Origin of the sequence: Pseudomonas sp. RIT-PI-q (genome assembly GCF_001297125.1) — a bacterium.
In the GTDB taxonomy this organism is placed as follows: domain Bacteria; phylum Pseudomonadota; class Gammaproteobacteria; order Pseudomonadales; family Pseudomonadaceae; genus Aquipseudomonas.
In genome coordinates, this window is the sequence record NZ_LHPC01000040.1 from 1 (window position 1) to 12,712 (window position 12,712).

Consider the following 12,712-nt stretch of genomic DNA (forward strand, 5'->3'; position numbering starts at 1 on the left):
GTTGGTTACATCTTTGATTTCTCGCGGAGTAACTTGTGATGCTGATAATCTTGTTGACTATCAGTCTGACTCCACAAGCACCCACACGAATTGCTTGATTCAGTTGTTAAAGAGCGGTTGGTTAAGATCTTTCGTCTCAACCGAGGCGCGCACTTTACAGCACACATCCTCAATTTGCAACCCTTAAAAGCTACTGATTTAACTATCAAAATCAATCACTTAGGCCAGAACAAGCAGCAAACTGCTCGTCAGCGGGAGGCGAATACTACAGCATTAAAATACGTGGTCAACCCCCGCCTGAAAATTCTTTAAATTCGATAGCCCCTCACCGAGCTTGACCCTACGACAGATGCCGCCCCGACAAACGTCCGTCAGGGGCTTCTGGTTAACATCTGGAAACAGCCGATTAATTGCCAAGCCATAAGGCGTCTGTTTGCATGCCCGATCAGTCAAGGAGACAGACAATGAAAACCATGGTGGTAGGCGCAAGCAAAGGTTTGGGCAGAGCGTTGATCGAAGGGCTGGGAGAGGCTGACGATACCCTGATAGGTGTCTCCCGCATCCGCCCCGAACACCTGATACCCAAACCAGGTGTTCATGTGCGGTGGATAGAAGCCAATCTTGGTGAACCCGCAATGGCTACCCAGATCATCGAACAGGCTGTGGCAGATGGCGGGTTGGATACGCTGATCTACAACCTGGGGATATGGGAGGAGTTTGCCTTTGATCCGGTGTACGACTTTCTGGCTGACCACGACGACCAGTTGGAGGCAATCGTCAACTGCAACATCACCTCGACCATTGTGCTGATTAAACGACTGCTTCCGGTGCTGCTCAAAAGCGCTAACCCAAGAATCATATTAACCGGTTCGACTTCAGGCTTGCCGCAAAGTGGACGACCAGAAGTCGCCTTTGGTGCCTCCAAGTTCGCTCTGCGCGGGATAGCCGATGCCCTGCGCGAAGGGTACAGGCAGCAACGCCTTGGAGTGACCTGCCTGAACCTGGGCTACCTGAATACCAAGGATCCACTGAGCACCCCGCGAGCCCTAGCCGAGCAGCGCGGTGAAGGCTATTCGATTCCCGTGCACGACGTCGTACAGGTAGTACGCATGGCCTTGAGTTTGTCTTCAGCAAGCTTCGTCAAGGAACTTACCTTGCCTGCGATACTTGATGAGCGCTTCTGACGGCCGGGGCGGATATCCGAGCCTGACTCACTGACTCGGAGCAAACAAACTGATCGTCCGTTCTGGCTTCTGGGCGACACGTCGAGGTGACGCATGAGCAGGGTCAAAAACGACGTCATGCATCTGTAATCCCACGTTAGAACGTTGCGAGTTTCTGGCAACACACTCATGGTCCATGCCTTTTTTTATCCCCTGGCAGCGCCCATCCCGACCACCGGCATTGCAGAGCCGCCGACCTTGAACCATATATAAAGCAATACGCCATCATCGTTACAGCTCGTTCCGCCAAGGCGGCAGGTCAACTCAACATGGTGATTCAAGTACACGAACAGCAGCTGTACGACGAACTCATCGACCTGTGCTATGAGTGTGCGCTGGATACAACAACTTGGCAGCCCTTGCTGGAGCGACTGGTCGAGGCCAGCGGTCATCAGAAGATTTTTTTGTTCCACGCCAATCACCACAAGAGCGACGCTCAAGCCACTACGACTATCAACCTGTGCTCCCCCGCTGGATTGAATGGCTACAACAATCAGCATTGGCGGCTTATCCCGGGTCTTGATTTCAGTGGCTCCCACACCCTGGGCTCCTGGCACACGGAGCTTATCGATTTCGGTACTGAACACGCCCTGCAAGATCCGAATGATCAGGCGCTCAACCTTCCTCATGGCTTGCATAATGTCGCCAGCGTGAGACTCGATGAACAGACCGACTCGGGCATCTACCTGACCGCACTCCACCAGGTCGGTGCGCCCTCGCCTTCTGCCCGACACTTTGCTCTGCTGGAGCGAATCACCCCGCACTTGCTCAAGGCAGTCAAACTGTCAGCCAGGATCAAGTGCCTGGAATTGGATCTGGCCAAACGAGACCTGCTGCTGGACCATCACACGGCTCCGCTCTGGCTGCTCGATGGCGAGGGGCAAGTGTTGCACTGCAATCAGGCTGCGCGGCACATGAGCCTGAGTGGTTCACCGCTGTTTGAAAAATTCGCCCACCTGCACAGCACCACTCAAGACACTCGTCTACGGACACTTATTCGCCGTGCCGCGGGCAAAGACGGCAAACGCCAGGCCGGCTGGCTACGCTTCGACACCAGCGAATCGCAGGAGCTGCTGGTCACTCCGGTTCCCGCAGACGCGGACCACAACCGTTACTTCAACACACCATTGGTGTTGCTGGCACTGCTGGAAAACTGCTTGCCAAGTCCATTGCTGGCCGAGCTTTTCCAGCTTAGCCCGGCCGAGCATCGGCTGGCGGAACTGCTGGCTCAGGGGCTTACACTGGAAGGCTGCGCCACGCGCCTGAACGTCTCCATCAACACCGTAAAGACCCAACTGCGAGCACTGTTTCGCAAAACCGGCACCACCCGCCAGGCGCAACTGATCAACCTCTTTACCCGGTTGATCGGGGGTTGAGGACGGGTTTGTCCTGCAACCCCCGGTACCTTAAACGTAGAGATGCACATCGCTTGCCGTCAGAGTCGTCACACCGGTCAAGGTCACCACTGCGACCGCGTTGCCGTTGGCGGCGCCGTCAGCATCGTAATAGAGCGTGTGGTCATTCTGGTTGAACACCAGATGCGCGCCCGCCACCTCGTTCTGCGCACCGTTAACGTTGGCCAGTGTATCGGCGACGGTCTGGCCCTGCAGATTGAATAGCCCACTGTTGAGCGCCAGCACGTCGCTGCCCTGGGTGAAGTCGGTGATCAGATCGGCACGATCGCCCGGCAACTGGGCGAACTGGAAGGTATCGGCCCCGGTGCCACCGCTGAACCAGTCGGTTTCGAGGGTACTGCGGATGACGTTGGCCGAGGCGTCGCCGGTCCATTCGAGGTGGTCAAGGACGGGGTTGCCGTTGGAGTCGTAGCGTTGGGTGTAAATATTGAAGCCGCTATCGTCCTGGTCGACGGACATCCAGCTCACCACAAAACCGTCGTCGCTGAACGCGCCGATCACCGGTCGCAGCGCCTGGTGGGAAGTGCTGCTGTCAATCTGCACCTCGCCGCCCACCGCCAAGCCATTGGCATCGTAGCGCTGAAATTGGATGCCAGAGCCGTTGACGTCTGACATCCAACTCACCACATAACCACCGTCGCTGAGCGCGGCGATCGCCGGTTGCTGCTCGTGGTGAGAAGAGGTGTTGTTAAGCAGCACCTCGCCGCCCACCGCTGAGCCGCTGGCATCGTAGCGCTGCGCGTAGAAGGTCGTATCGTTTTGCCGATTGGACGAGGCCCAACTGATCACATAGCCGCCGTCACTGAGCCCACTGATCGCCGGGGCCATCTGATTGTCGAGCGTGGTACTGTTGACTTGCACCTCGCCTCCCACAACTGCGCCGCTGGCATCGTAGTGCTGCGCGTACACGCCATAGCCGTTACCGTCCTGGTTACTCGACATCCAGCTCACCACGTAACCACCACCGCTGAGTCCGCTGATCACCGGCCCTAGCTGATTGTCGAGTGTGGTGCTGTTAACCTGCACCTCGCCGCCCACCGCTGCGCCGCTGGCATCGTAGCGTTGCGCGTAGATCCCATAGCCGCTGCCGTCCTGGCCAATAGACACCCAACTCACCACATAGCCGCCATCGCTGAGCGCGGCGATCGTCGGGTCTTGCTGACTGTCGAGCGTGGTACTGTTGACCCGCACCTCACCACCCACAGCGCCACCACTGGCATCGTAGCGTTGCGCGTACACGTCATAGTCGTTGCCGTCCTGGCCACCAGACATCCAGCTCACCACATAACCGCCGTCACTGAGCGTGCTGATCACCGGTGCCAACTGATCGTCGAGCGTGGTGCTGTTGACACGTACCTCGCCCCCCACAGCTGCACCAAGAGCATCGTAGCGTTGCAGGTACACGCCATAGCCGCTGCCATCCTGGCCGTAAGACGCCCAACTCACTGCATAACCACCGTCACCGAGCACGGCAATCGCCGGGTCTTGCTGTTGATCAAAAGTGGTGCTATTGACCCGGACATCGACGCGCAGCGCTTGCAGCCGCACCCCATCACTAAACTGTAGCGTTTCGAAGTCATGCAAGGTATCGATGCCTTCGTTACCGTCAACAGTGTTCAAATCGGCAACGCTGATCTGGCCAAGCCCCTGCACACCGATGGCAAAGTCGTGCTGACTGCCCAGGTACATAGCCGTGTCGTGACCCGACCCGCCGAATAAGGTGTCGTTGCCAGCGCCCCCGAAAATGCGCTCGTCGCCGCTGCCTAGCTGGACCAGGTTGTTGCTGGCATCGCCCGTCAGCGTCGCCATATTGATGACTGCATGACCACTGGCATCGAAGCGCTGCGCATAGATGCCCCAGCCGCTGCCGTCCTGCTCGCTAGTCCAGCTCACCACATAACCGCCACCGGCAAGCGCCGCCACGCTTGGGGTGAGCTGACCATTCCCGTTTTCAGTGTTGACGCGCACCTCGCCGCCAACAGCTGCACCATTGGCATCGAAGCGCCGTGCACAGATGCCGTAGCCGCTGCCGTCCTCGTCGTACGTCCAGCTCACCACATAACCACCGTCGCTGAGCGCATCGATCACAGGTTGCTGCTGATAACTGTCGAGCGTGGAGCTACTAACCCGCGCCTCACCGCCCACCGCTGCGCCGCTGGCATCGTAGCGCTGCGAGTAAATGCCAAAGCTGCTGCCGTCCTGCTCCTGGGAGAACCAGATCACCACATAGCCGCCACCAGCCAGTGCTGTCACGCTCGGGTAGGACTGATTATTCAAGGTGACGGTGTTGACACGTACCTCGCCACCCACCGCTACGCCGCCAGAATCGTAGCGCTGCGAGTAGATGCCAAAACCGCTACCATCCTGACCGTTGGACATCCAACTCACCACATAGCCGCCGTCGCTGAGCCCGCTAATCGCCGGTTGCTCCTGACTGCCTGGAGTGGTGCTGTTGACCCGCACTTCACTACCCACCGCTGTGCCACTGGCATCGTAGCGCTGGGCGTAGATACCATAGCCACTGCCATCCTGGCCGCTGGACATCCAACTCACCACATAGCCGCCGTCGCTGAGCCCGCTAATCACCGGTTGTTCCTGACTGCCGAGAGTCGTGCTGTTTACCCGCACTTCGCTACCGACAGCGGTGCCACCGACATCGTAGCGTTGCGCGTAAATACCATAGCCGTTGCCATCCTGACCGTTGGACATCCAAGTCACCACATAACCGCCATCGCCGAGCGCACCAATCGCCGGTTGTTCCTGATTATCGAAAGTGCTGCTGTTGACTCGCACCTCGCCGGTCACCGCTGCACCGCTGGCATCGAAGATCTGTGCGTAAATGCCATTACCACTACCGTCCTGGCTGTAGGACACCCAACTCACCACGTAACCGCCACCCGCCAGCGCTGCCACACTCGGGCTTAACTGGTCACCGGTCGTATTTGTATTGACCTGCACCTCCCCTCCCAAGGAGTCATTCACCATGATCGTACCGTCGGCAAAGCTCAGTTGTTCGACAGCGTTGATCTGGTCCAGTCCTGCCACGCCGCTCCCGGCACCCGCCTCGACCACCAGATCGCCATGCGGATCGACGGTGAAGATGTACTGGTTGATGCTGGCGCTGTAACGCACGCTGTCAATGCCCGCTCCACCGTCAAGCCGATCATTGCCGACACCACCGTCGAGTTCGTCGTTGCCGGCGAGGCCAACCAATGTGTCATTGCCGTCGTGGCCGAGCAGGCGGTCAGCCGATGCTGTACCGGTCAGCAAATCATCACCGGCACCGCCTTCGATCAGATTGATCACGCCGCCTGCTGGCGACGTGGCTGGCGAGAAATTGTCGGAGGTCAGTGTTGCCGCATTGGTATTCTGCAGCGTAATAACGGTTTGCCAACTGTTCGTGGCGACACCCGCACCGTCCCGATCCCACTGCAGTAGCGTATCGGCACCTTGCTGCACCAGGCGCAGGAAACCCATCGCCGGATCGAACGGGTTGCCACCGCTATAGCTGCTGCCGATCAGCAGGTTGTTGATGTAGAGGATGTCACCCGCGCTGCCGGGGGTGAAGTCGCTGACAAGCAACTGACCGATGGAACCGGGCACCGGGAAGTAGGTATCGCGTCCACTGCCGCCGATGACTGTGGTGATGGAGTCAGGATTGATCTGAGAGACAATGATCTGGTCATTACCCGCGCCTCCGTCGATGCTGTTGATGGCGACCAGCCCGGAGGCGTCACCATCCTCCAAGGTGTCATTGCCGTCTCCGCCAATGATCACATTGCTACCACTCCCGCCCATCAGCCAGTCGTTACCGGTGCCACCGGAGAGCGTGTCGTCGCCACTGCCCCCTACCAAAACATCGTTGCCGTTGAAACCGTTCAGCGTATCGTTGCCGGCCAGGCCATTTATCGTATCGTTGAACATGCTGCCGTTGAGCACGTCATCGTTGGGCGTGCCATTCAGCGTCAGGCCTGACAAGCTGCCGTCCGGCGATACGGCCGGCGTGAAGTTCTCAATGGTTAGCTCCGCCGCATTCGTATTCTGCAGCGTGATGACGGTCTGCCAACCGTTAGTCGCGACACCCGCGCCATCCCGATCCCACTGCAGCAACGTATCGGCGCCTTGCTGCACCAGCCGCAGATAACCCAGCGCCGGGGCGAACGGGTTGCCGCCGCTGTAGCCGCTACTGTTGGTCAGCAAGTCGTTGATGTCGAGGATGTCGCCCGTGGCGCCGGGACCGAAGTCGCTGACGAGCAACTGGCCGATGGAGTTGGGCTGAAACTGGTAGGTGTCACGTCCACTGCCACCGATGACCCTGGTGACGGAATTGACGTTGCTCTGACTGACTTGAATCGTGTCGTTACCGGCACCCGCATCGATACTGTTGTTGGCGACCTGGCCGGTGCCATCGATATCCCTCAGGAGATCGTTGCCGTCACCGCCCTGGAGCGTATCGCTACCATCACCTGCGGACATACGGTCATCACCACTACCGCCATCGATCATGTCGTTGCCAGTACCACCGACCAAAGTGTCGTTGCCGGCCAAGCCATAAATCGCATCGTCGAACGGGCTGCCGATGAGCAAGTCATCGTCGGGCGTGCCAACCAAAGAGCTGACCAGGTTAAACGTGAAGTCATCGCTCGCCGAGAGACCGCCCGAGTCGGTCGCCGTTACGGTGATGCCAATTCCCCCTGGCTGGGTGCCCGCCGGTGGTGTACCGCTGAAGCTGCGGCTCGGAGCATCGAAGGTCAGCCACGTCGGTAATGGGTCGCCATTAGCCAAACGGGCACTCAGGACCAGGCTGTCGCCGACATCGACATCAGCAAAGGCATTCGCCGGCAAGGTGTAGGCAGCGGGCTGCCCCAGCCCGCTGGTTTGGTCGAACAACGCCACCTGCAATGTCGGCGCGTCGTTGACCGCCACCAGGTTAAAGCCCTGCGTAGCAGGAGCCGAGCCACCATGGCCATCGATGACCTGGTAGTTCAGCGTGACCGCGCCGTTGTAGTTGGCATCCGGCGTAAAGGTCCAGCTGCCGTCGCCGTTGTCGACCAGCGTGCCGTGGTTGGCGCTGAGGTTGGTGACGGACAAGGTGTCACCGTCCGGATCGCTGGCGTTGGCCAGCAACTGCGCGGACGTAATGCTATAGGCCGTGTCTTCCGTGCCTGAAGGCAACATGCTCGGGGCGCTGACAACCGGTGCATCGTTGGTGTTGCCGATGGTCAGGGTGAAACTGCTGCTCGCCGTGGCATTGCTGCCATCGGTAGCCGTCACTCTCACGCTCAGGCTCCCCACATCGCCATTGCCCGGCGTACCACTGAAGCTGCGGCTGACCGAATCAAAGCTCAGCCAGCTCGGCAATGGGTCGCCGTTGGCCAGACTGGCGCTGTAGCCGAGGGTATCGCCGACATCCACATCGGCAAAAGTGTCGAGCGGCACGGTGTAGCTGAAGGGCAAATCCTGGTTGGCGTTTTGCGCGAGCAGTGCAGTAGCCACGGTCGGCGCATCATTCACCGCCACCAGGTTAAAACCCTGGGTAGCGGCAGCCGAACCACCTTGACCATCGATGACTTGGTAGTTCAGCGTGACCGCGCCGTTGTAGTTGGCATCCGGTGTAAAGGTCCAGCTGCCGTCGCCGTTATCGAACAGCGTGCCGTGGTTAGCGCTAAGGTCGGCAACAGACAAGGTGTCACCGTCTGGATCGCTGGCATTAGCCAGCAACTGCGCGGCGGTAATGTTGTAGGCCGTGTCTTCAGTGCCCGAAGGCAAAGCGCTCGGGGCGCTGACAACTGGTGCATCGTTGGAGTTGCCGACATTCAAATTGAAGCTGCTGCTTGCCGTCGCATTGCTGCCATCGGTGGCCGTGACTTTCACACTCAAGCTGCCCACATCACCATTGCCCGGCGTACCACTGAAGCTGCGGCTGACCGAATCAAAGCTCAGCCAGCTCGGCAATGGGTCGCCGTTGGCCAGACTGGCGCTGTAGCCGAGGGTATCGCCGACATCCACGTCGGCAAAAGTGTCGAGCGGCACGGTGTAGCTGAAGGGTGAGTCTTGGTTGGCATTTTGCGCGAGCAGTGCAGTGGCCACGATCGGTGCATCGTTGACTCCGGTCAGGTGCACCTCGTAGGTGCCATTGGCCGAGCCGCCGTGCCCGTCCTGCACGCTATAGGAAATCACATCGACTGACTGTGCTCCCGCACCGAGGCTATCGATGGCCGGCGAGTTGGCACTGTAGAAGAAGGCCCCGGGAGACTCGGCAAATCCTGCAACGCTGCCGCCCAAGGTGCTTTGAGGAGCAAAGGTGTAGGTCAGCGAATCACCGTCCGGGTCCTGGACGCTCGTACTCACATTCGCCGAGATGAACCCGTTCTCGCTGCCTTCGGTCCCCGACACCCCATTCACCACCGGAGCATCATTGACCGCCGCCAGGTTCAACTGCGCCGAGGTACTGACCTGAAGACTGCCGTCACTCACGACCACGGCGAAGTTCACCGGACCATTGAGATTGCTCACTGGGGTAAAGGTCCAACTGCCATTGCCATTGTTGGTCAAGGCTCCGAGGCCCGAGTCGACGCTGACGCTCAGTACACTTAGCGTAGTGCCCGCATCCACGTCGCTGGCATGGGCCAACAACTGTGCCGTGGTGAAGGTATAGGGCGTGTCTTCGACACCATTGGCCAAACTGACCGGGCTGCTGACGGTTGGCGCATCGTTGACCGGCGTGACGTTGACGCTCAGGGTGTTGGCGTTGACGGCGAAGGCTGTGCCGTCGCCGACTTTGAAACCGATGCTGACGTAGTTGCTGCCATTGCCATTGAGGGCCGGCACGAATTGCAGTTTACCGGCGTCGAGGTCGGCCTTGCTGATGACCTGATCCTGAACCACCGCGACCCAGGCACTGCCGTTGTTGTACTGCAGGCTGCCAAGCACTGGCAGACTGGTGATTTTCACCGCGGCCAACGGGGTGTTTTCCGGATCGCTGTAGGTGCCGAAGTCGGCGCTGCCCAAGGTGACTGGCGTGTCCTCCAGGGTGGTCTGACTGTCGTTGGTGGAGCTTGGAGCCGCGTTGACCGGAAGGGTAGCCGCGGCCTTGAGGGTAGCGGTGTTCCAGACCACGTTATTGTCGAAGCGTACCCGGTCAATCTCGTAATCGGCGCCCAGATAAAAGTTTTTCAGGGTCAGGGTTTGCGAGGTCGCCAGCACTACCATCTGCAGGTCATTGCCATTGTGCACGAAGCGTACGTTGCCACTGTTGAGCCCGACCAGTTGCACGGTATCGACGTCGGCGCTGGCACCGCCACTGTTATCGATCACGTCGTTGCCATAGTTAGTGCCGTAAACGTAGGTATCGTTGCCGCGACGGCCAGCCAGAACGTCATCACCGGCGCCGCCATTGAGGAGGTTGTTACCGGTGTTGCCGGTCAGCCGGTTGGCCAAGGCATTGCCGGTGCCATTGATGTTGGCACTGCCGGTGAGTTCGAGATTTTCCAGGTTGGCACCCAGGCTGTAATTGAGCGAGGCGCGGACGGTATCGTTGCCACCACCGGCCAGCTCGGACACGCTGTCGCCACTCTGATCGACGATGTAGATATCGTCGCCGCTGCCGCCCGCCATGCTGTCGTTGCCAGCCCCACCGTCAAGCAGGTCGTTGCCGGCGTCGCCGTTCAGGCTGTCATTGCCCGCGCCACCTTGCAGCGTGTCATTGCCATCGCCGCCCTGGATCAGGTCGTTACCGGCACCGCCGTCGAGCTGGTTATTGCCGGCGTTGCCGATCAGGGTGTTAGCCAGCGCGTTGCCGGTGCCATTGATGTTGGCAGTCCCGGTCAGGGTCAGGCGCTCGACGTTGCTGCCCAAGGTGTAGCTGATACTGGCCTGGACCAGATCATCGCCCGCGTTGCTGGCCTCCACGACCACATCGCCGGCGGCATCAACCACATAAACATCATTCCCCACGCCGCCTTCCATGCGGTCGTTGCCGATGCCGCCGTCGAGCGTGTCATTGCCGCTATTGCCATACAGCGTATCGTTGCCACCCAGGCCCAGGAGAGTGTCATCGGTGGGATTACCATTGATCACGTCGGCGCCATTGGTCGGCACGACTGGCGGGTAATAGAGATTGGCCAGCGCCTCGCTGACACCCCAACGACTGCCGTCAGCAAACTGGATTCGGTCGATCGCATGGTCCGCATCGAGAAAGCACTGGCTCACGGTGATGGTTTCGCCCGTGGCCAGAACGGTGAGCACCAGGTCGTTGCCGATGCGGGTCAAGCGAATCTGGTTGGCGTTGAGGTTGGTCAGCCGGAGGGTGTCGACGTCGTTGCTGGCGCCACCAGAATTGTCGATCACATCGAAGCCATAGCCCTGGCCGAACCGATAGGTATCGCTGCCGCGCCCACCCAGGAGCCGATCATTGCCGGTGCCACCATCCAGCGTGTCGTCACCCGCGTTGCCGATGAGAGTGTCGTTACCGCCCAAGCCATTGATAGTGTCGGCTGCGGTGCCCCCCGTCAGAGTGTTGGCGCTTTCATTACCGTTGATCGTGGCCATGATCTAACCCCTGATGAGAAGGAAGTTTTTCAACCCTAGGACTGTAGACCGCAGCACCTTCCCGGCCATCATCCGTTTGAATGACCGGGTAAACCTTTCGTCTAAAATCAGGATCCAAAGCCCAGTGCCACATCGACTTACCGGGCAGGCTCAGGGAGTGGTGGAGTGCTGTTTGGTGCTGCCGGGGCTCAGCCAGGTATTGACGCTTTCGACACTGTCTGCAGGCGCCCTTCCCGCCCAGCGATTAAGTGTGAAGACATTGGTGACGAAGTCGTATTGCGCCTTGAGCAGTTCACGACGAGCGCGAAACTCATTGCGCACGCTGGTCAGTACATCGACGGCATTGACCATGCCGTAACTGAATGCTTTCTCTGCCGCCACCCTGGACAGCTGTGCCGAGGCCAGGGCATGCCGGTTCGCACTGATTTTTTCCGCGCTCGAATCGGCGGTGAGATAAGCGCTGGTGATTTCCTTGACCACCCGGCGCTGGACCGATTCCAGTTGCTGCTCGGCGACAATCTGATCCTGATAGAGCCCACGCACCCGCGCCGAGGTCGCGCCGCCGCTGTACAACGGCACTTGCACGCCAATGCCGGCCACATAACTGTCGGTACGCGGCGTCAGGGCATTGTTGTAGCCTTCGTTGGTCTGCTGCGCGCTCAGCGTAAGGCTCAAGGTCGGATAGTGCCCGCCTTCGCCGCTGCGCAACGCAGCGCCTGCCGCTTCGACGCCGCTTTGGTTGGCCTTGAGCGCCGGGTTTTGCGCTACACCCTCGCGGACCCAGGTTTCAAGACTTTGTGCCGACACCCCCAATTGCACATCATCGCGAATGCGGCTGAGCCTCTCCTTGACTGGTCGACCGACGATCTCCGCCAACGCCTCCCGACTGACACTGACCCGGTTCCGGGCATCCAGCTCCTGCGCAGCCAACCCATCGACCCTCGCTTTGAGGTCGAGCTGATCGGTAATCAATGCCAGTTGCTTTTCGTATAACGCATTGACTCTATCCAGACTCTTTTGCGTAGTCCGACGCTCGGCCCGTATCAGCTCCAGTTCATCCTCAGCCGCCAACGCGGTGAAGTATCGCAGGGCCAACTCCACCGTGGCTTCGGCCTGAGCCTCCAGCGCTTCGGACTCGGACTGCCTGGCCAGGCTCTTGAATTTTTGGTAGTTCTCCCACGCGGCCTTGTTGTAGAGGTACTGACGTAGCACCAGGCTGTAGTTTTCGCTGTCGTAACTCTGCTGCACCAGATCGTTTTCCTGGTGAATCCGATTCGACCCTGCGTTGATCGAGAGTTGGGGTAACAGCGACCCCATGGCTTCGCGCTGATGTTCCTGGCCCGCCTGCGCTCGTGCGTACGAGGCCAATATTTGCGGATCCTCCAGCCGGGCCTCGCGATACAGCTGCATCAAGTCGGTGGAAAACGCCGAAGCACTGACCCCGGCCGGCGCAGGCACAGTGGTTTGTGCCAAGGCAACATCGGCACACAGTGCAAGCATGAGCAGAACCGCCAGAGCTGCAGG

Annotated in this window: 4 protein-coding genes; 2 read left to right on the top strand and 2 right to left on the bottom strand. The window is 59.5% G+C overall.

The genetic code is table 11. From position 1 onward, the window contains the following. Positions 1 to 464 precede the first annotated feature (464 nt). Both AEQ67_RS21790 and AEQ67_RS21795 read left to right on the top strand, forming a co-directional pair. Positions 465 to 1,184 (top strand): SDR family NAD(P)-dependent oxidoreductase, encoded by a 720-nt coding sequence (locus tag AEQ67_RS21790; RefSeq protein WP_059405892.1) that lies wholly within the window; start codon positions 465 to 467, stop codon positions 1,182 to 1,184. A gap of 308 nt (positions 1,185 to 1,492) precedes the next feature. Then, positions 1,493 to 2,599, top strand: coding sequence for a helix-turn-helix transcriptional regulator (locus tag AEQ67_RS21795; protein ID WP_059405893.1), 1,107 nt, complete (start codon positions 1,493 to 1,495; stop codon positions 2,597 to 2,599). Positions 2,600 to 2,629: 30 nt separating this feature from the next. Here the strand turns inward: AEQ67_RS21795 and AEQ67_RS36360 are convergent, their stop codons facing one another. Both AEQ67_RS36360 and AEQ67_RS21805 read right to left on the bottom strand, forming a co-directional pair. Beyond that, complete coding sequence (locus AEQ67_RS36360; RefSeq protein ID WP_059405894.1) at positions 2,630 to 11,188, bottom strand: cadherin-like domain-containing protein; 8,559 nt, start codon at positions 11,186 to 11,188, stop codon at positions 2,630 to 2,632. 150 nt (positions 11,189 to 11,338) lie between these two features. Continuing rightward, entirely contained in the window at positions 11,339 to 12,688 is a 1,350-nt protein-coding gene (locus tag AEQ67_RS21805) for a TolC family outer membrane protein (protein ID WP_059406038.1), read from the bottom strand. Between the last annotated feature and the right edge of the window lie 24 nt (positions 12,689 to 12,712).

Coding starts and splice junctions, on each gene's coding strand:
- AEQ67_RS21790 (WP_059405892.1), top strand. CDS start 465: ATGAAAACCATGGTGGTAGGCGCAAGCAAAGGTTTGGGCAGAGCGTTG.
- AEQ67_RS21795 (WP_059405893.1), top strand. CDS start 1,493: ATGGTGATTCAAGTACACGAACAGCAGCTGTACGACGAACTCATCGAC.
- AEQ67_RS36360 (WP_059405894.1), bottom strand. CDS start 11,188: ATGGCCACGATCAACGGTAATGAAAGCGCCAACACTCTGACGGGGGGC.
- AEQ67_RS21805 (WP_059406038.1), bottom strand. CDS start 12,688: ATGCTTGCACTGTGTGCCGATGTTGCCTTGGCACAAACCACTGTGCCT.